18 protein-coding genes are annotated in these 18,389 nt (G+C 63.0%); 9 read left to right on the top strand and 9 right to left on the bottom strand.

Annotated features, from left to right (window positions below):
* Positions 1–24: 24 nt before the first annotated feature.
* Positions 25–318, bottom strand: a complete 294-nt coding sequence (locus tag DWV00_RS02160; RefSeq protein WP_115531867.1) for an antibiotic biosynthesis monooxygenase family protein — start codon at positions 316–318, stop codon at positions 25–27.
* Between the two features lie 250 nt (positions 319–568).
* On the opposite strand from DWV00_RS02160, the gene DWV00_RS02150 reads away from it, so the two are divergent.
* Positions 569–784 carry a hypothetical protein gene (locus DWV00_RS02150; protein WP_181885319.1) on the top strand — a complete coding sequence of 72 codons (216 nt, stop codon included), beginning with the start codon at positions 569–571 and terminating at the stop codon, positions 782–784.
* Between the two features lie 38 nt (positions 785–822).
* Entirely contained in the window at positions 823–2,046 is a 1,224-nt protein-coding gene (locus tag DWV00_RS02145; RefSeq protein ID WP_147297817.1) for a S53 family peptidase, read from the top strand.
* A gap of 9 nt (positions 2,047–2,055) precedes the next feature.
* On the opposite strand, the gene DWV00_RS02140 is transcribed toward DWV00_RS02145, so the two are convergent.
* Together DWV00_RS02140 and DWV00_RS02135 are read right to left on the bottom strand one after the other, a co-directional pair.
* Positions 2,056–3,171 (bottom strand): aromatic ring-hydroxylating oxygenase subunit alpha, encoded by a 1,116-nt coding sequence (locus DWV00_RS02140; protein ID WP_115532230.1) that lies wholly within the window; start codon positions 3,169–3,171, stop codon positions 2,056–2,058.
* A gap of 241 nt (positions 3,172–3,412) precedes the next feature.
* A complete protein-coding gene (locus DWV00_RS02135; protein ID WP_115531864.1) occupies positions 3,413–3,859 on the bottom strand; it encodes a MarR family winged helix-turn-helix transcriptional regulator in 447 nt (148 codons plus the stop codon).
* Positions 3,860–4,033: 174 nt separating this feature from the next.
* Between DWV00_RS02135 and DWV00_RS02130 the strand changes: the two genes are divergently transcribed.
* Positions 4,034–4,651, top strand: coding sequence for a glutathione S-transferase family protein (locus tag DWV00_RS02130; RefSeq protein WP_115531863.1), 618 nt, complete (start codon positions 4,034–4,036; stop codon positions 4,649–4,651).
* Positions 4,652–4,841: 190 nt separating this feature from the next.
* Here DWV00_RS02130 and DWV00_RS34440 read toward each other — a convergent pair whose 3' ends face one another.
* On the bottom strand, positions 4,842–5,090 hold the full coding sequence (locus DWV00_RS34440; protein ID WP_245964723.1) for a hypothetical protein: 249 nt from the start codon (positions 5,088–5,090) through the stop codon (positions 4,842–4,844).
* Here DWV00_RS34440 and DWV00_RS02125 point away from each other — a divergent pair.
* Together DWV00_RS02125 and pstS are read left to right on the top strand one after the other, a co-directional pair.
* The gene (locus DWV00_RS02125; protein WP_245964717.1) at positions 4,978–6,270 is read left to right on the top strand and encodes an MFS transporter; all 1,293 of its coding nucleotides are present in this window, start codon (positions 4,978–4,980) and stop codon (positions 6,268–6,270) included. The two genes, DWV00_RS34440 and DWV00_RS02125, sit on opposite strands and share 113 nt — an antisense overlap.
* 90 nt (positions 6,271–6,360) lie before the next feature.
* A complete protein-coding gene (pstS, locus tag DWV00_RS02120; protein WP_115531862.1) occupies positions 6,361–7,452 on the top strand; it encodes a phosphate ABC transporter substrate-binding protein PstS in 1,092 nt (363 codons plus the stop codon).
* A gap of 64 nt (positions 7,453–7,516) precedes the next feature.
* On the opposite strand, the gene DWV00_RS02115 is transcribed toward pstS, so the two are convergent.
* From DWV00_RS02115 to DWV00_RS02095, 5 genes are all read right to left on the bottom strand, one after another.
* Positions 7,517–8,302 (bottom strand): IclR family transcriptional regulator, encoded by a 786-nt coding sequence (locus DWV00_RS02115; protein ID WP_115532228.1) that lies wholly within the window; start codon positions 8,300–8,302, stop codon positions 7,517–7,519.
* 107 nt (positions 8,303–8,409) lie between these two features.
* Positions 8,410–9,318, bottom strand: coding sequence for an SMP-30/gluconolactonase/LRE family protein (locus DWV00_RS02110; RefSeq protein ID WP_115531861.1), 909 nt, complete (start codon positions 9,316–9,318; stop codon positions 8,410–8,412).
* Entirely contained in the window at positions 9,315–10,151 is an 837-nt protein-coding gene (locus DWV00_RS02105; protein WP_115531860.1) for a citryl-CoA lyase, read from the bottom strand. The genes DWV00_RS02110 and DWV00_RS02105 overlap by 4 nt, the downstream gene beginning before the upstream one ends.
* 19 nt (positions 10,152–10,170) lie before the next feature.
* On the bottom strand, positions 10,171–11,631 hold the full coding sequence (locus DWV00_RS02100; RefSeq protein WP_245964679.1) for an MFS transporter: 1,461 nt from the start codon (positions 11,629–11,631) through the stop codon (positions 10,171–10,173).
* A gap of 55 nt (positions 11,632–11,686) precedes the next feature.
* Positions 11,687–12,898 (bottom strand): CaiB/BaiF CoA transferase family protein, encoded by a 1,212-nt coding sequence (locus DWV00_RS02095; protein ID WP_115531859.1) that lies wholly within the window; start codon positions 12,896–12,898, stop codon positions 11,687–11,689.
* Positions 12,899–13,181: 283 nt separating this feature from the next.
* Between DWV00_RS02095 and DWV00_RS02090 the strand changes: the two genes are divergently transcribed.
* The 4 genes from DWV00_RS02090 to DWV00_RS02075 are packed head-to-tail and all read left to right on the top strand — an operon-like array spanning position 13,182 to position 18,267.
* Positions 13,182–14,159 (top strand): sugar-binding transcriptional regulator, encoded by a 978-nt coding sequence (locus DWV00_RS02090; RefSeq protein ID WP_115531858.1) that lies wholly within the window; start codon positions 13,182–13,184, stop codon positions 14,157–14,159.
* On the top strand, positions 14,156–15,757 hold the full coding sequence (locus tag DWV00_RS02085) for an FGGY-family carbohydrate kinase (protein WP_115531857.1): 1,602 nt from the start codon (positions 14,156–14,158) through the stop codon (positions 15,755–15,757). The genes DWV00_RS02090 and DWV00_RS02085 overlap by 4 nt, the downstream gene beginning before the upstream one ends.
* 26 nt (positions 15,758–15,783) lie before the next feature.
* Complete coding sequence (locus DWV00_RS02080) at positions 15,784–17,292, top strand: glycerol-3-phosphate dehydrogenase (RefSeq protein WP_115531856.1); 1,509 nt, start codon at positions 15,784–15,786, stop codon at positions 17,290–17,292.
* Positions 17,293–17,334: 42 nt separating this feature from the next.
* On the top strand, positions 17,335–18,267 hold the full coding sequence (locus tag DWV00_RS02075) for a TIM barrel protein (protein ID WP_115531855.1): 933 nt from the start codon (positions 17,335–17,337) through the stop codon (positions 18,265–18,267).
* Positions 18,268–18,389 lie beyond the last annotated feature (122 nt).

The following is an 18,389-nucleotide window of genomic DNA, read 5'->3' as shown; positions in this document are numbered from 1 at the left end:
TTCATCGGGCGAGGCGCGAGGCGCTTACTCCACCCGCACTTCGGTATGAACGACCTCGGGAGGCTTGGCGAAAAACGAGCCAACCAAGCCGCGCCACACTTGAAAATCGTCCGATTCCCGGAAGTGGACCATGTGATCTTCGACGGTCTCCCACCGAACGATCAGGACGTAGCGGGCCTCATGTTCGACGATCCGATGCAATTGGGCACCGCCGCACCCTTTCGCGCGTGCGAACAAGGGGAGTGCTTCTTTCACTTTCGATTCGAATGCTTCGTTCGTTCCGGGGAGCACTTCGATGTGAGCCATTTCCAGTACCACGCTTACCTCCAGTTATCGAGCAATGGGTTCGATGGGTTTCGATGAATTTTGGCCTATGCGATCGCAGGCGGCTTCGCCGCGAGTGCCGCAATACTATGCCTGAAACGAACTACCTGTTGCGACGATCTTGCGCACAGCGTACAGAATCGCGTGCTACGCGATTTCAAGGAGCTTGCTCGTGATTTCGGTAAGGCAAAGAACCCCGACATCGAAAGGATGCTGGCGCTGGGGGAACTGATGGAGATTTGCGATGGCTAAGACCCGTTTCAGAAGCGATGTATCGGAAGCGATGTACAACGCAGCTTCTGGCTTGCATCGTGTGAAGATCATCGACAAGAAGATGATGCGTGAGTACGACGACCTATGCATCGAAAAAGCACCGGAGTTCAATCCCCGGCAAGAAAGGGTTGCCTCCTCGCCCATGAGCGTTTCCCAGCCAACAGAACGAGTTCGATACCTCGACTAGCGTGTACGCGACATTCCTGCGAGGAAGGAGCGACCGTGATGAAACGACCCGTATCGTACGCCTGTGCCCCAATGCTTTTGACCGCAGCATTGTGCGGCCCATCCGCCTGGGCGGATCCGCCCGCTTCCGGCACGGTCCTCATCCCCGACTCGACCGTCGAGCATCCCGGCGACGTTGGCCGCAAAGCTCACACCAATCATCTCGTCTTGCTGCACGACAAGGCGCAAAGTGTCGGCACCGCGCCGTCCGGCGAAACGCCGCATTCCATCACAACCCAGGTCTACGCCCTGCCGGATCCGTCCACGTCAGGAACGGGAAGCGGCACGATCGTTCTCGTCGATGCCTATGACTACCCCACGGCGGAAAGCGATCTGAACACGTTCTCCAGTACTTTCGGCCTGCCTCAGACCTGCAGTTCGGGCGCCGCGCAGTGCTTCAACTTCCAGAGAATTTACGCGAGCGGCAGCCAGCCGCAGTTGAATTGCGGCTGGGGCCAAGAGGCTGCACTGGACATCGAATGGGCGCACGCGATGGCGCCGCACGCCAATATCGTGCTGGTCGAGGCCGCGAGCAGCAGCTTCAGCGACCTGTTCGCGGCTGTCGACGTAGCGGTCAACACGATCAAGCAGAGCGGCGCGGGTGGCGAGGTGTCGATGAGTTGGGGTGGCAGCGAGTTCGCATCCGAATCGTTCTACGACAGTCACTTCAACCCCACGGGCGCGACCGTCGTGTTCTTCGCCTCCGCCGGCGACACCGGCGGCGTGAACATCTATCCGAGCGTTTCGCCCGACGTCGTATCGGCGGGCGGCACCACGATCAACCGCAGCACAACGGGCCAATTCCTGAGCGAAACGGGCTGGAGCGGCAGCGGCGGCGGCGCCAGCAAATACGAGCCCCGCCCCGCTTGGCAAAAAGCTATCTCCAGGATCGTCGGCACTCGGCGCGGTGCGCCGGATTTCTCGTTCGACGCCGATCCGAATTCCGGCGTGTCCGTATACGACACCACGTCGTGCCAGGGTTACAGCGGCTGGATGGTGTTCGGCGGCACCAGTGTCGCCTCACCTTCGCTTGCCGGGATCGTCAATTCCGCCGGGAAGTTTCATCCGAGCAGCACCAGCGAACTCACCACGATCTACGGTAACCTCGGCAACGCGCTGGACTTCCGGGACATCACGTCCGGCAAGGCCGGCAGCAACCGAGCGGGCCCAGGCTGGGACTTCGTGACCGGCGTGGGATCGGACCAGGGCTTGAACGGGAAATAGCCGGGGCCATCAGGCCGTACCGCCCGCCTTGTGGATCGGGATCACGGTGCGGCCGCCGCAGTTGCGCAGCAGGTCCCGCAACTCATTGATGACCGGAAACACTTCGTGGTTCCAGTCGGCGCCCTGTTTGTCGTGAGCCTCTTGCTCCTGCTCGACGATCCAGCGGTCTTCCTTGAAGATGCGTTCGGTGAACCAGACCAGCAGCGGCCACGCCAAGTCCAGCGCGAACGGAATACCGGGCCTGCGGATCGAAAGCAGGCCGAACGTGCGGTTGGTGCGCTGTGCCGCATCCAGCGGCACGTAGACGATCCACAGATCCATCACCAACGTGCCGTCGCTCGAGAGGATCCGAAGGGTTTGGTACGGATAGCCGGTGCGTACCGTCATCACGTCCTTGTGGTCCTGGTCGCCGTCCTTCTTGCTGGCGCCGAACACCAGCGCCTCGCCCACAGGCTGTTTGCCTTCCATGCGCGCGAACGTGTAGTCCACTTCCACCCAATCCTCACCGCGCCGGCGGCCCAGCGAACGCGCACGCATTTGCCCCATCTGCCGCCGATGCAGGAACTGATGGTTCATGTCCATCAGGTTCTCGTGCATGAAGGAGTAGTGGCACTTGACCTCGCGTCCGAAGCGGCGCGTTTTGTACGCCTTGTCCTCCACGGACGGCAGGTCAGGCAGCGGCCGCTCTTCGGCAAGTGCCGCGTCGCCGGGAAAAACGAAGATCAAACCGTACATCTCGCGGCAGGGATAGGAACGCACGCCGTTGGGCAAGCGTTCGCGCCCGAGGTAGGGCACATCGATGCAGCGGCCGGTGCAGTCGTAAGTCCAGCCGTGATACCCGCACCGGATGGACTCGCCGTCCACCACGCCCGCATGCAGCGGCACCTGGCGATGCGCGCAACGATCTTCCAGCGCGAATACGGTGCCCGATTCGGAACGTGCCAGGACAATTGGGTCGCCGGCGAAGTGCACCCCAAGGGTCCTGCCCCGCTTGACCTCCTTCGACCAAGCCAGCGGATACCAGTGATCGGCATGGATCGGTACACGGCGCAGATCGCGCACGGGTGCGGTCGCGGGTGGTTCGAGGGTGCTGCTGTTGCTGTCCGGCTCTGACACTGCGAGCATGCGCGACGTCTCCTTCCATGATGGGAGCTTCGACCGTCGCCACGGATAGACGCAACAGCGAACGGGGACCTGCGGCAGTTTACGCGAAAGCGGCGACACGCCGAAATTCATTTGATTGCCGCAACATCCTTGCCCGGCGGCGCCGCGAGCCTCGGGCCTCGGGCCTTTCGGTGCGCACTCGGATATGTGTCTAGTTGAAGTAGGGGGCGGTTAGGCTTTGCCGCTCGCGTGCGGTTACCGGTTACGACAGCGCGCGCAACTGATCGCGCAACCGGTCGATCTCGCCCGGGGCGAACGGTTTTTCGATTTCCGCATGTGTCTGCTGCCACAACGGGAATGCTTCGGCCAGCAATCGATGACCGGCGGGCGTCAGGCTGAGCAAGCGGCTGCGCTTGTCGTTCGGATCCTGCTCGATCAAGACCAAACCTCGCCGCTCGAGCGGTTTGAGGGCGGCCGTCAGCGTGGTGCGATCCATCGCGAGCAGCGACGACACGTCCTTCATTGCCGGGGGATGCGGCCGGTTCAGCGACATCAGCAGCGAAAACTGCCCGTTCGTGAGATCGAGCGGGCGTAAGACATCGTCGAAAATTCGCGCAAGGTTTCGTGCCGCCCGTTGCATATGAAGACACAGGCAGCAATCGCGCACCATCAACGTCGTTTCGAAAGGGAGATTCTTCACGCGTGCCATGTTGCAATTATGTTGGTATCAACCTATATTGTCAAGGACCGGCGCTTGACTCTAGTTCTCGCTTTGGTTCGAACGAACGAGACTGCGGGTACCACGAGGCGCCGATGCGGTAGCCGTCGAACAAGCGAGAGATTTCTTCTACGTATTCACGTATCACGTACTCGGAGGATCGTCATGAAGCTATACGGATTTGCTGGAACCCGTTCGCAGCGCGCGCTTTGGGGGCTGAAGGAAGTCGACGCCGATTTTGAATTTGTCTCGGTCAACCTGCTCGAAGGCGAGCATAGTCGGCCCGAATTCCTCCGTATCAATCCGGCAGGAAAGGTCCCCGTGCTGATCGACGGCGACCGCGTCATTCCGGAATCGGCGGCGATCGTGCTGTACCTCGCGGAAAAATATCCGGAGAAGGCATTGATGCCCGCCGGTCTCGAGGAGCGTGCGCAGGTCTACCGCTGGATCATGTTCGCGGTGACGGAACTCGAACAGCCGCTCTGGAGAATCACCCGGCACTCATTCCTCTACCCGCCCGACAAGCGTCTTCCGGCCGACATCGAACTCGCGCAAGCCGATTTCCGCAGCATGGCGGCGATTCTCGAGGAACATCTCGATGGGCGCCAGTTCATCGTAGGCGACAAGCTGACGGCCGCCGACTGCGTAACGGTCTATCTGATCGATTGGGCCAATGAGAAAGGCTTGGTCGACACGTTTCCGCGTTTGAAGGCGTACCTCGAACGCCTGTATGCACGGCCTGAGGCGCCGCAACGGATCGCCGAGGCGCGCAGGGCCGCGTGAGATAGGCGACCGGGCTGGCAGGAACGAAACGACTTCCTGAGGCCCTGTCATCCGCGCGACATCGTCCAGCGACACCATCCCGTCACAAAGAGGGCCGGGGCAGCGGCCATCACCTGACGAGGAGGTTTCGCATGCACGAAATGGCGGCGACGGACGACTTGGAGAAAGCGGCGCTCAGGTCGGTTCAGGATTACATCGACGAGCGGCCGATGTGGCCGGACGGTACGCGGCTTCCCTCCATCCCGATGACGGGTATGCAGTGGCGCATCTGGTCGCTCGCGGCAGCCGGTAAGTTCTTCGAGGGCTTCGTCGTCTTCATGACAGGGGTGGCATTGCCGCTGATCTCGCGCGAGTTCGGCATCGGGGCGGCACAGAACGGTTTCATCAGCGCCGCGAGCCTTTGCGGCATTCTCGTCGGCGCGGTGGGCTTGGGCGGCATGTCCGATCACTTCGGGCGCAAACGGATGTTCATCGTCGAGATGATCATCTTCGTCGCGTTTCTCGTGCTGCTGGTGTTCTGCACCAATTTCGTCTCGCTCGTGGTGTGCCTGTTCGGTTTGGGCGTGGCGCTCGGCTGCGACTATCCGACCGCCCACATGATCATCTCCGAAAGCATTCCGAGCACGAGCCGGGGCAAGCTGGTGCTGGCGGCGTTCGCGTTTCAGGCCGTGGGCGCGCTGGCGGGAACCGGGGTCGGTTTTCTGGTGCTGTCGACGGTGCCGACGCTCGACGCGTGGCGCTGGATGTACGGCACGGCGATTTTCCCGGCATTGCTGGTCACCATCGGGCGCTTCTTCATTACGGAAAGCCCGAACTGGCTGCACGTGCGCGGCGCGACCGACCGCGCGGAGCTGGCCGCGCGCCGGCTGCTGGTTCGTTCCCCGCAGTACCCGGCCGAGATCGTGCTGGCACGCGAATTCGTCGTGGTCGGCAAAGGCGAGCACCAGAAGGGCGGCTTTCTCGCGCTGTTCGAACGGAAAAACCTGCGTGCGACGATCTTCGCTTCGGTCCCCTGGTTCCTGCAGGATCTGGGTACGTATGGGATCGGCATCTTCACGCCGACGATTCTCGCCACGGCGTTCGGCGCCAAGGCGGATCACGTGCGCAGCATCTCCGATCTGATTCTGAACGACATCCTGGCCGCGAAAGGCGCCGCGCTGATCACGGCGTTGCTGATCGTCGGCATCCTCTTCGCGGTCGCGTTGGCGGATAAGTTCGGGCGGATCTGGCTGCAGGTGATCGGGTTCGTGGGCTGTGCTGCCGGGCTGCTGATCGCGTCGGTCTCCGGCAGCCTGGACGGCACCGCGAAAACCGCTGTGATCTTCGTGGGCTTCATGCTCTTCAACTTCATGACCAACCTCGGGCCGAACGCGCAGACCTACCTGATTGCCGGGGAGGTCTTCCCGACCGCGATCCGCGGGGCGGGCGCCGGATTCGCGGCGGCGGTGGGCAAGATCGGCGCGGTCGCCACCGCGTTTTTATTCCCGATCCTGCTTGTCAGCATCGGTACCGGCCCGCTGCTTTATATCCTCGCGGCCACGTCGATCCTCGGCGCGGTCGTGACCTGGATGTTCCGTATCGAAACCAATGGCGTGAACCTGGACGAGATCGGCCGGTGAGCGTCGGCGCTCGCCGTCAGGTACACGGGTGCGTGGACACTCAGGTACGCAATCGAAGCAACGGTTTCCCCAAAGGGGATGGAGACTCGCATGGCTTACCCGCACGAAAGCCGGGCTTCCCGGCTACGTTGGCGCAAGTTCGCAGGGGCGACGCTCGGCATGGCTGCGCTAGCCATGCTGACTAGTGTGTCCGGCTTCGCGCAAGAGACGACGCTCAACGAGACGGGCTCGACGCTCTTGTATCCGATGTTCACGACGTGGGTTGCGCAATATACGAAGTCGCATCCCGGGGTGCACGTCAATCTCGGCGCCACCGGTTCCGAGGCGGGCATTCAGCAAGTGATCGCGGGGGCCGTGAATATCGGTGCTTCGGATGCCTATATGTCGGATGCGGACATTCGGCAACATCCGCAGATCATCAACGTGCCGTTGGCGATCGCCGCCCAAACGATCAATTACAACGTCCCGGGCTTGAACGCGCTTCATCTGAAGCTCGATGGTCCGACGCTCGCCGGAATGTATTCGGGGGCCGTGCGCTCTTGGGATGCGCCGCAAATCGCGGCGCTCAATCCTGGCGTGTCGCTGCCGCATCACGCGATCGTGCCGATCCGGCGCGCGGAAGGGTCCGGCGATACCTTCGTCTTCACACAGTTCCTGACGTTCTCGACCCCTTCGTGGGAAAGCGATCATGGATACGGCACGACGATCTCGTGGCCCAGCGTGCCCGGCAGCACGACCGCAGTAGGCAATGCGGGGATGGTGAAGGCGATTGCGTCGACGGCGTATTCGATCGGCTATGTCGGGGTCAGCTATCGCGACAGCGTCGCCCAAGCGAAGATCGGGACGGTGGCCTTGAAGAACGGGGCAGGCGAATTCGTTCTCCCTACGACCGATTCGATCATGGCGGGTGCGGCTTCGCTTGGCGCCCGCACGCCGTCCGACGAGCGCTTGACGCTGGTGTTCGCGCCCGCGAGCGGCTCCTATCCGCTCGTGAATTACGAGTACGCGGTGGTGTCGACGAAACAGCACGATCCCGCAATGGCCGCTGCGATCCGCCGCTTCCTGCTCTGGACGATCGTGCCATCCGAAGATAACGCGGCTTGGCTGACGGCGGCGCACTTCATTCCGCTGCCGCCGCACATCTGGGAGTTGAGTCAGGCGCAGATTCAGTCGATCAAATAGCGCTGAAGTTCTATCCGCAGGCGGGTGTGGGGGCGCGGATCGGCGATATCGCCTTTATTGCCACCTAGCGCCCTTTCCCCGTATCGAGTATGGCGAGCGCGGCACGTAGCGGTGCCGCGTCGCCCCCGAGCAATTCGCTCGCGCGAATCGACGTCTCGACCATCGGCCGGCGCATCCGCCTCAACAACACCTCGTCGACCCGCGAGCGCGGTCCCGCGAGCGTCAGCACGCCAGCGAGCGGTTGCCCTGCTGAAAACACCGGCGTCGAAATCCCGGCCGTTTCCGCATCGCGCTCGCCGATCGAGAGGTAGTAGCCTTCCCGTCTGATCGTTTCATAAAGTTGGCCGTGCGCGCCTCCGAATGCGGTCAGTACGCGGCCACCCGATCCTTTGTCCATCGGCAGCACGTCGCCCTCGCGGACATGGTCGCGAACCGCATGCGTCGAATCCACCCGATGCAGGCACACGCGCAGGTTCTGCTGCCTGACGTAGAACGAAATGCTTTCGCCGCTTTCGTCGCGCAACCCGCGCATCAACGGCAAGATCACGTCGCCCAGTTGAAGGCCGCGTTGAAAGAGCGCACCGAGTTGCAATGCGCCGGGGCCGACGAAATAGCGGCCGTCGTCGGAGCGCAGCAGCATGCGATGATGGGTGAGCGACGCGATCAACCGCAGGATCGTGCTTTTATAGAGCCCCGTGCGTGTCGCGAGCTCCGCGAGCGACAGCCCCTTGTCGTCGGGGCGGAACGCGAACAGGATCGCGAAGGCGCGATCGAGCGCGGCAACGCCATCGGGCGATGTCGACGGCGCGGCAACGGCATCGGCGGAGGGGCGATTCGAAGAAGCAGCCATGGATAGCGGGAAGTCGGAAATGGCGCGGCACAACCCGGGCGAACCCGGCCGCGCGGCGCGCATTGCCTACCTCGCGCTCCGGGCGTTATGCCTGACGGAGCGTCATTTTACTTCGCGATGCCCGGCTCGCTCCAATCGGTGCGCAATACCGCCCCGGTACTCGAATCGGTGATGAAAAGCGTTTGCCCTTGCGGGCCGCCGAAGGTGACGTTGGTGATCGTGCGGCCCGCGCACGATTCGATCTTCGCGATGCCTTCGCCGTGCGCGTTGAGCACGAAGACGGCGCCAAGGGACGCATGAGCGACGAACAAGTTGCCCTGGGTGTCCATCGTCAAGCCGTCCGGGCCGCTGGTGCCGTAAAACTGAGCGAAGCGCCCGACCTTGCTCGTGCTGCCGTCGGGCAGCAGCGGCATGCGCCATATCGAGTTGTCGCGCGTCATCGCGACGAACAGCACCTTTTCCTTCGCATCGAGCACGAGACCGTTCGGACTGGGGCCGTTGTCGATCAGGCAATCGAGGCGGCCTGCCGCCGTCAAGCGAAAGACCCGGCCCGTCGGATCGTGCAGACCCGTCTGCCCTTGATCCGTGAAATAGATATCGCCGTTGCGGGCCACGATGAGATCGTTGATGCCCTTGAAGCGCTCGCTGTTGCGCCGCGTGAGCAATGGCTGCGCTTCGCCGCGTGCCGGATCGAGTTTCATCACGCCGTTCTTGTAATCGGCGATGATGAGGCGATGTTCCGGATGCCAGGCTAGACCGTTGGGTTCGCCATCGTAATTCACGATCTCGCGCCATTCGAGCGACGGCGAAATTTGAAAGATTCGCCCATGCGGAATATCCACGACATAGAGATTGCCCTCGGGATCGAAGCACGGTCCTTCGATGAAGCAGTCGATCGCCTCGCCGCCCTTGTTGGCGCGCGACCAATCCGTGACGACACCGTGCTTGCGCAATGCGTCGGGCATCCCCGTGTGGACGGTCGTTCCGATGAGCCGCGGTGTAGGGTGCCAGCTCATTGATCGTCTCCGGGGTAATGACGCTCGGCCTTGCCCGTATATCGATAGGGCATTTGACGCGGCATCGGGCCTTTGTTGCGTTCGGCTCGCCCTTTCTGCTCCCACGCATGCGACAGAATGCCGACCGCGCGCGAAAGGCAGAATACGCCGCGCGCGAGTTCGGGCTCGAAGCCGAGTTCGGCATAGATGACCGCCGTTGCGCCGTCGATGTTCATCGGAATCGAGCGGCCTTTGCGCGTTTTCAACAAGGCCTCGATGCCGCGTGCGATCGCGGCATAGTGTCCGGGCACGACGCGCTCGGCCGCGGCTTCGTCGACCATCGCCAGCAGCCGGCCCGCGCGCGGATCGACGGGATGGAATCGATGTCCGAAACCAGGCAGGTACTTGCCGTTTTCGGCGATGAACGCATCGATCGATTGTTCGACGGCGGCCTCGAGCGTCGCCCCTTGCGCTTGCTCGCGTTCGATCGCATGAAAGAGTTCGACCGCTTGCTGTCCGGCGCCGCCATGGACATCGTCGAGCGTATTGAGTGCCGAAGCCATTGCGCCGTTCAACGGCAAGCCGCAACTGACGGCCATGCGGGAAATGGCGATCGACGGCGCGTGCGGGCCGTGATCGACGGAAGCGACGAGCGCCGCCTCCAATAGGCGCGCCTGTCCCGGCGAAGGCAACTCGCCGCGCAGCATCAGCCAGATCATTTGCGGGAAGCTGATTGCGCCGATCAGCTCCTGAATCGGATAGCCGCGCACGCGAATCGAGCCCGGGTGGATGTCGACGATCGAGGTGCGCCAATAGTCGGCGGCGAGCGATCCGAAATCATCGGTATGAGTCATAGAGGATTCCTAATTGCAGTCAGCGATTGATGTCTTCGAGCGCAAGGCCTTTCGTCGACGGTCCCATGATGCCGATCAGCAGCATCACGAGCACCATGCAGCCGGTGATCATGTAGAACACGCCCGACGCACCGAAGTCGCGCAGAAAGAACGCGACGACGAAGCCTGAAAAGATCGCGCTGAGCCGGCTCCACGAATAGACGAAGCCGATAGCACGTGCGCGGATTTCGGTCGGATACAACTCCGACTGATACGTTTGGAACGAGTAGCTCATGATCGTGAGCGAGAGGTTCATGAACAGCCCGAAGGCGATGAGCCCGGCCGCTCCGGTCTGATTCGCGAACAGCAGGCCGAACGCGGCGGCGGCCCCCGCCGCGCCGACGAGACTCCATTTGCGTTCGACCTTGTCGGCAAAGTAGAAGAAGAGGGCCGGGCCGAACGGCAACGCGATGGACATCATGAACGAATACTGCAGGCTATGGACGAGGCCAAAGCCCTTGCTCGCCAGCAGCGACGGAATCCAGTTGCTGAAGCCGTAAAAGCCGATCACTTGGATCGCATTGAATAACGACAACATGACCGTGCGGTTCAGATACGGCGCTTTCAACACGTCGCGGAAGCGCCGCTCGATCGTCGGCGCGGCGTGTTCTTGAGGCGCGGGCTCCGGCAATGCTCCGCCATGCTGACGCGCGACGATACGCTCGATTTTTTCCGTTACGCGCGCTGCCTCGTCTAGCCGTCCTTGCGTCACCAGCCAACGCGGGCTTTCGGGGATGCCGAGCCGAATCAGCCAGACCAGTGCCGCGCCCGCTGCACTCGCGAGCACGACCCAGCGCCAGCCGTCGATGCCGAGCGGGTGCATCGGCACGAGCCACCACGACATCAGCGCGACTGCCGGCACGGCGCAGTAAGGCACGATTTGAGTGATCGCGAACGCGCGGCCCCTTAAGTTCTTCGGCATCAATTCGGCGACATAGGTATTGATCGTCACCATTTCGACGCCGAGCCCGATGCCGGCGAGCAAGCGGAACACGTTCACGCCGAGCGCACTTTGCTGGAACGCCATCAACACGCTGGCCGCGGTATAGGCGAGCAAGGCGACGACGAAAATGCGCCGACGCCCGAAGCGGTCGGCTAGAAAGCCGAGCCCCAACGTTCCGATAAAGAGTCCCGTGAACGTTGCCGCCACGAACGAAGCGATGCTGTTCAGCGCGAAGATCGACGTGGAGGCCTTGGCGAACAGTCCGCTTGCGATCAGGCCCGGCGCGATATAGCCGGTCATGAATAGGTCATAGAACTCGAAGCAGCCGCCCAGCGACAGCAGCAATACGATGCTCCAGATATGGCGCGTGGCGGGCAGCCGATCCAGTCGGGCCACGATTGCGCGAGCGGCGGGTTCGTGGTCGGCTGCCAGGGTTCTCGTTCGTGTCGATGCGGTCTGCACCGGCGGGATCGCTCCCGCGGCAATGGTCGGTTTCAAGTCTTCCTCCTATTCCTTTTCCTGTTCGGTGTCTCGAAGCGTCAGGTCGGATCAATCAGATCGCGCCTTCGTCTCTTAGTCGTGCGATCGTCTCGGCATCGAATGCAAGCCGCTCCAGGCGCGCTTGTGTGTGCTCGGACAAACGTGGTGCGCGCTTGGCGGGTCCGCCTGAAGACGGCTTGCCCTGCGCATCGATCAAGCGAAAGCCTGAGCGTGTGACACGCTGCACTGTCTCGCCGTCTTCGAATTCGCGAATGAATTGACGGCCGGCGATCTGCGGTTGGCGCACGGCATCGGGCACGCTCAAGACGAGCCCCACCGGCACGCCTACTGCGATCAGGCGAGCTTCCCAATTGGCGGCGCTATCGGTCCGTAGCGCAGCCTCGATCTCACGCTTGAGTTCGGCGCGATGCCGCTTGCGTGTATCGCGCTCGCGGAATCGTTCGTCTTGGGCGAGCTCGGGGCGGCCGATGACTTCGCATAGCGCGATGAATTGCTTCGTTTCGTTCGCAGCGATGTTCAACTTGCCTTCGCCGCAAGCAAAAGTGCCCGAGGGGGCCGCGGTGAAATTCTCGTTGCCCATGGGCGTGGGCTCGACGCCTGCGTTCAGGTAATTCGATACGACCCAGCCCATCGTCGACATGGTGGCTTCGAGCATCGACACGTCGATGATCCTTCCTTCGCCGGTGCGTTGCGCGGCGAGCACCGCCGCGCAGATGGCGAGCGCCGCGCTCATGCCGCCCACGGTATCGGCCACGGGATAGCCGACGCGCAGCGGTGCGGTATCGGGGCCGCCGGTGACGCTCATCGCCCCGGACATGCCTTGAATGATCTGGTCGTAGGCGGGCCTATGTGCGAGCGGCCCATCGTTGCCGAACCCGGAGATCGCGCAGTAGACGAGGCGTGGATTCACGGCGAGCAGCGACTGCGCGCTGAGCCCCAGGCGATCCATCACGCCGGGGCGGAAGTTTTCGACGAGCACATCCGTCTCGGCCACGAGCCTGCGCAGTATCTCCTTGCCGGCTGCGTGCTTGAGATTGAGCGTCATCGATTCCTTGCCCGCGTTCACCGCGACGAACGACGCCCCCATGTTGCGCGCCGATGCTTGGGGGTCGGCGCCCAAGCGGCGGGCGAGATCTCCGCCGTCCGGGTTCTCGATCTTGAGGACGTCGGCACCGAGCAGCGCGAGTTGGTACGTGCAAAACGGTCCAGACAAGACGTTGGACAAGTCCAGGACACGAATGCCGGAAAGAGGAAGTGAAGCCATTGGAATCTCATCGCTCGTGTCGTTCTATCTAACAGAACAACGTTCTATAAAAATCACGGAGCAATGCTAGATCTTGGTTTGGAGCGCTAGAAATTGGGGATTACCCGGATGTGTGACGATGCGGGGATCGGTCAGACATTTGACTTCAGGTTCCCTTGGGCCGCCGACCCTATCTAGGGTTAAAGCGGATGGCAAGCGACGACTCGGATGTTTATCTTAGGCGCAATGAAATAAATTTCAGTACTCGCAAAAAATATCACTTTCGAGCGCACTTGGAGAAACCATGACGAAGATCGCTGGAAAGCGGGATGCCGAGGACAGTCTTGCAATACGAGCGGCGTGGCTGCACTACGCGGCCGGGCAGACCCAGGCCGATGTCGCTTCGCGTCTCGGCGTAAGCAGCGTCAAGGCGCATCGGCTGATTACGCGCGCCAACCAGAGCGGTGCGATCAAGTTCACGATCGACGGCGACGTTGCCGAGTGCGTCGTGCTCGAAGCCGAATTGGCCCAGCGCTATGGCCTGAGCTATTGCGAAGTGGTGCCGGATCTGCACGAAGGCGAACTGCCGTTGCGCGCGCTCGGCGTCGCGGGGGCCTATTTCATGCAGCGCGAGATCGCCGCGCGTCAAGACGGCGTCATCGGCATTGGGCACGGGCGCACGCTGGCCGCCGTGGTGGCGAATATTCCGCGCATGGATGCGGGCACGGTGCGCTTCGTCTCGCTGCTCGGCGGCGTGACGCGCAAGTACACCGCGAACCCGTATGACGTCATCCACAAGCTCGCCGATCAGACAGGTGCGGTGTCGTACGTGCTGCCGCTGCCGTTTTTCGCGAATACCGCCGAGGATCGTGAAGTGCTGCTCTCGCAGCGCGGCGTGCGCGAAGTGTTCGATCTCGCGGCGCATTCGGACTTGATGGTCGTCGGGATCGGAGCGGTGGACGCGGACGCGCAACTCGTGGCGTCGCAGATGATCGAGCCGGCGGAAATCGAGGAAGTGCGTGGCAAGGGCGGCCAGGGCGAATTGCTGGGGCACTTCTTCAGCGATGCCGGCGAATGCATCGAGACTTCATTGGCGGCGCGCACGGTGGCACCCTCGCTGGACGATCTGACGAGCCGGCGCATCGTTGCCATCGCCGGGGGAACGTCGAAGATTCCGGCGATCCGCGCCGTGCTGAACAGCGGCTTGCTCAGCGGCTTGATTACCGACGAGGCCACGGCGCTGGCGCTGAAGCAGGAACCTGCCGCGACGGAGGCATCGTGACAGGCAACGCGGCGCGCGATCTCCTGATCGGCATCGACGCGGGCACGTCGGTCATCAAGGCCGTCGCCTTCGATTTGTCAGGACGACAGGTTGCTGTCGCCTCGCTGCCTAATCGTTACACGACGAGGGCCGATGGTGCGGCAACCCAGTCGCTCGATCGGACTTGGGCGGATTGCGCGCAGACCTTGCGCGATCTCGGTGCGAAGGTCGATGGCCTGGCGCAACGCACGCAAGCATTGGCGGTCACGGGCCAGGGCGACGGTACTTGGCTCGTCGGCGCGGCAAACGAGCCCGCCACCGACGCGTGGCTATGGCTCGACGCGCGTGCAGCGAATACGGTGCGCGCGCTGCAGGAGGGGCCGGCGAGCCGTACGCGCTTCGAGGCAACGGGGACGGGACTCGCCGCATGCAACCAGAGCGCACAGATCGCGCATATGGCCGCGACGACGCCGGAAGTATTGAATCGCGCTGAAGTTGCGCTGCATTGCAAGGACTGGCTTTACCTCAACCTGACCGGAGTGCGTGCGACCGATCCGTCGGAGGCCAGCTTCACCTACGGCAACTTCCGCACGCGCCGCTACGACGATGCGGTGATCGAAGCGCTCGGCCTGAGCGCGTGGCGCGGCTTGCTGCCCGAGATCATCGACGGGACCGAGATCACCCATCCGCTGTCCGCCAAGGCAGCGGATGCGACGGGCCTGCTGGCCGGCACGCCCGTATGTCTCGGGTTCGTCGATATCGTGCTGACGGCGCTCGGTGCGGGCATCCACACTGAAGGCGCGGCGGGCGCGAGCTGCTCGATCGTCGGATCGACGGGCATGCACATGCGGGCGATGCGCAACGAAAACGTGCATCTGAACGCGGAAGGCACGGGCTATGTCATTGCGCTGCCGTTGCCGGGCATGTCGGCACAGGTTCAGTCGAATATGGCCGCGACGCTGAACGTCGACTGGGTGCTCAATCTCGCATGCGACCTGCTCGCGCAGTTCGGCACGAGCCTGTCTCATAGCGACCGGATCCAATGCATCGAGAGATGGCTGCAAACGGGCCGGCCTGGTTCTCTGCTGTATCACCCGTATATCTCGGACGCAGGCGAGCGCGGACCGTTTGTCGAGCCCAACGCGCGCGCCGACTTTATCGGATTGACGAGCGAGAGCCGCTATCCCGACCTGTTCCGCGCTGTGGTCGAGGGGCTCGGGATGGCGGCACGCGATTGCTATACCTCGATGGGCATTCCGATGCCGGACGAGCTGCGCCTGACCGGAGGAGCGACGCGTTCGCGCGCATTGCGCGGCGTGCTCGGCGCCGTGGTCGGCGCGCCGACGCGGATTTCCACGCGCGAGGAAGCGGGCGCGGCCGGAGCAGCCATGATGGCTGCGGTCGCGCTCGGTGTGTACCCGGACATGAACGCATGCATCGCCGAGTGGGTGACGCCGCTGCTTGGGCAACCGGAGCACCCCGAGCCGGAATTGATTCAGTTGTATGCGCAACTTTTTCCGGCGTATCGCAAGGCGCGCGAAGCACTCGTGCCGACATGGGCCGAAACCGCCCGATTGCTGAAGTCGCGGAATCGGCCGGACCCGCTTCCCCAAGTCTGAACTAACGTCGAACATGGAACGCTGAGATGAGCGAGAAGGACATAGTGGACCTGTGTATCGTCGGTGGCGGCATCAACGGCGCGGGTATCGCGCGCGATGCGGCCGGCCGCGGGCTGTCGGTGGTGTTGTGCGAAAAGGACGATTTGGCGCAGGGTACGTCGTCGCGTTCCGGAAAGCTGGTGCACGGCGGGCTGCGATATTTGGAGTACTACGAATTCAGGCTCGTGCGCGAGGCGCTGATCGAGCGCGAAGTGCTGCTCAATGCCGCGCCGCACATTATCTGGCCGCTGCGTTTCGTGCTGCCGCACAGTCCTGGCGATCGTCCCGCGTGGCTCGTGCGCACCGGTCTATTTTTGTACGACCATCTCGGCGGACGCAAGAAGCTGCCTGGCACGCGATCGCTCGACCTGTGGCGCAATCCCGAAGGCGCGCCGATCAAGGACGAGTACCGCAAAGGCTTCGAGTATTCCGACTGCTGGGTCGACGACGCGCGTCTCGTGGTACTCAACGCCGTGGACGCTGCGCGGCTTGGCGCTGAAGTCCTTACGCGCACCGCGTGCGTAGCGGCTCGGCGCGAAGGCGGCGCGTGGCGCGTCGAACTGCGCGACGCACGCAACGGCTCGACGCGCGTGGTGAATGCCCGGGCACTGGTCAACGCGGCCGGGCCCTGGGTGTCGGAGGTCATCGGCCGCGCGGGCGCGAATTCGACGCGCAAGGTGCGGCTCGTCAAGGGCAGCCACCTCGTTACGCCGAAGTTCTGGGACGGCCCGCATTCGTACCTCGTTCAGAACCACGACAAGCGCGTGATCTTCATCAACGCTTACGAAGGCGACAAGGCGCTCATCGGGACGACCGACGTTCCCTGGGACGGCCCTCCGGAAACCGTGGCGATCTCCAATGACGAGATCGACTATTTGCTCAGTGCGGTGAACCGCTATTTCAAGCATCCGCTGCGCAAGCAGGACATCGTGGAGACGTTCTCGGGCGTGCGCCCGCTGTACGACGACGGCAACGGCAATCCGTCGGCGGTCACGCGCGACTATGTGTTCGACCTCGACGAGAACGGCGGCGCGCCGCTATTGAATGTCTTCGGCGGCAAGATCACGACCTTCCGCAAGCTCGCCGAGCACGCGTTGCGAAGGCTGCAGCCGACCTTCCCGAAGATGGGTGCGGATTGGACAGCAGCCGCGACGCTGCCGGGTGGCGACATCGAAGGCGCCGACGTGCCGCGTTTCATGGCGAACCTGCAAAAGCAGCATGAATGGATGCCGCGCACGCTGCTGCGCTATTACGCACAGACTCACGGCACGCTCACGGCGCAGGTGCTCGGCGGCGCGACCTCGCTTGCCGGTCTGGGCCAGCAGTTCGGGCCGAACTTCTACGAGGCGGAAGCGCGTTATTTGATGGCTAACGAATGGGCCGAGTCGACCGACGACATGCTCACTCGGCGCACCAAGCACGGCTTGCACATGAGCGCCGCGCAAAAGGCCGCTTTCGAGGCCTGGTTCGACGGCCTTGCCAGGAAATCCGCGTGAGCGAGACGGGCCACGCCGCAATCCTTACGACACGAGACGAACATGGCATTCACGCTTGCACTCAACACGAATCCACTGGTGAACCGCTTTGCCGAGCCGGGGGATCTCATCGATGCGATTGCGCACGACATGAAAATCCGTGATGTGCAATTGACTCACGAATTCATCAATCCGTCATGGCCGGCGGCAACCACGCGCAGGCTCACGCGCGAGATGCGCGCGGCGATGACGCGAACCGGCGTGCGCATCACGTCGGGCATGACCGGACCCTACGGACGGTTGAATCACTTCGGCCACCCGGACGCCGATGTTCGCCGCTACTACGTCGACTGGTTCAAGACCTTCGCGGATATCACGGCGGATCTGGGCGGCGACGCCATCGGCACGCAGTTCGCCATCTTCACCTACAAGGACTTCGACGACCCGGCGCGTCGCGACGCGCTGATTCGGAACGCGATCGATTCCTGGGCCGAAGTTGCCGCGCACGCGCAGGCGGCGGGCCTGAAGTACGTGTTCTGGGAGCCTATGTCGATCGGCCGGGAGTTCGGCGAGACCATTGCCGCCTGCATGGCGCTGCAAGACAGGCTGAGCGCGGCAAACATGGCGATTCCCATGTGGATGATGGCCGACATCGATCACGGCGACGTCACCAGCGCCAATCCCGACGACTTCGACCCGTACGCGTGGGCCCGCGCCGTGCCGCGGGTGTCGCCGATCATTCACATCAAGCAGTCGCTGATGGACAAGGGCGGTCATCGTCCGTTCACCGCCGAGTTCAACGCGCGCGGCCGCATTCAGCCCGAACCGTTGATCGATGCGCTGCGCGAAGGCGGCGGACGCGACAACGAGATTTGCCTCGAGCTGTCGTTCAAGGAGCGCGAGCCGACCGACCGGCAAGTGGTCGAACAGATCGCCGAGTCCGTGGCGTTCTGGGCTCCGCATTTCGATTCCGGTGTTGCCGATTTGAATATCTGACGAGATCGGACGATGCCGGGCGCGACGACACGGCTGCCGATCGGCGATGGTGCACAACGTAACTGCGGTAAACGGGAGGAGACATGACGCGGATTGAATGGGCAGACGGCATGCAACGCCGT

Origin of the sequence: Trinickia dinghuensis, from assembly GCF_003367175.1 — a bacterium.
Classification (GTDB): domain Bacteria; phylum Pseudomonadota; class Gammaproteobacteria; order Burkholderiales; family Burkholderiaceae; genus Trinickia; species Trinickia dinghuensis.
The sequence above is the reverse complement of the archived record's forward strand: the minus strand, read 5'-3'. Positions and strand labels throughout refer to the sequence as shown.

Excerpts from the sequence above, each read along its gene's own strand:
- DWV00_RS02105 (WP_115531860.1), bottom strand. The coding sequence starts at position 10,151 with ATGACTCATACCGATGATTTCGGATCGCTCGCCGCCGACTATTGGCGC.
- DWV00_RS02140 (WP_115532230.1), bottom strand. The coding sequence starts at position 3,171 with ATGCTCGCAGTGTCAGAGCCGGACAGCAACAGCAGCACCCTCGAACCA.
- DWV00_RS02135 (WP_115531864.1), bottom strand. The coding sequence starts at position 3,859 with ATGGCACGCGTGAAGAATCTCCCTTTCGAAACGACGTTGATGGTGCGC.
- DWV00_RS02130 (WP_115531863.1), top strand. The coding sequence starts at position 4,034 with ATGAAGCTATACGGATTTGCTGGAACCCGTTCGCAGCGCGCGCTTTGG.
- pstS (WP_115531862.1), top strand. The coding sequence starts at position 6,361 with ATGGCTTACCCGCACGAAAGCCGGGCTTCCCGGCTACGTTGGCGCAAG.
- DWV00_RS02145 (WP_147297817.1), top strand. The coding sequence starts at position 823 with ATGAAACGACCCGTATCGTACGCCTGTGCCCCAATGCTTTTGACCGCA.
- DWV00_RS02080 (WP_115531856.1), top strand. The coding sequence starts at position 15,784 with ATGAGCGAGAAGGACATAGTGGACCTGTGTATCGTCGGTGGCGGCATC.
- DWV00_RS02095 (WP_115531859.1), bottom strand. The coding sequence starts at position 12,898 with ATGGCTTCACTTCCTCTTTCCGGCATTCGTGTCCTGGACTTGTCCAAC.
- DWV00_RS02115 (WP_115532228.1), bottom strand. The coding sequence starts at position 8,302 with ATGGCTGCTTCTTCGAATCGCCCCTCCGCCGATGCCGTTGCCGCGCCG.
- DWV00_RS02090 (WP_115531858.1), top strand. The coding sequence starts at position 13,182 with ATGACGAAGATCGCTGGAAAGCGGGATGCCGAGGACAGTCTTGCAATA.
- DWV00_RS02075 (WP_115531855.1), top strand. The coding sequence starts at position 17,335 with ATGGCATTCACGCTTGCACTCAACACGAATCCACTGGTGAACCGCTTT.
- DWV00_RS02150 (WP_181885319.1), top strand. The coding sequence starts at position 569 with ATGGCTAAGACCCGTTTCAGAAGCGATGTATCGGAAGCGATGTACAAC.
- DWV00_RS34440 (WP_245964723.1), bottom strand. The coding sequence starts at position 5,090 with ATGCCGCCCAAGCCCACCGCGCCGACGAGAATGCCGCAAAGGCTCGCG.
- DWV00_RS02110 (WP_115531861.1), bottom strand. The coding sequence starts at position 9,318 with ATGAGCTGGCACCCTACACCGCGGCTCATCGGAACGACCGTCCACACG.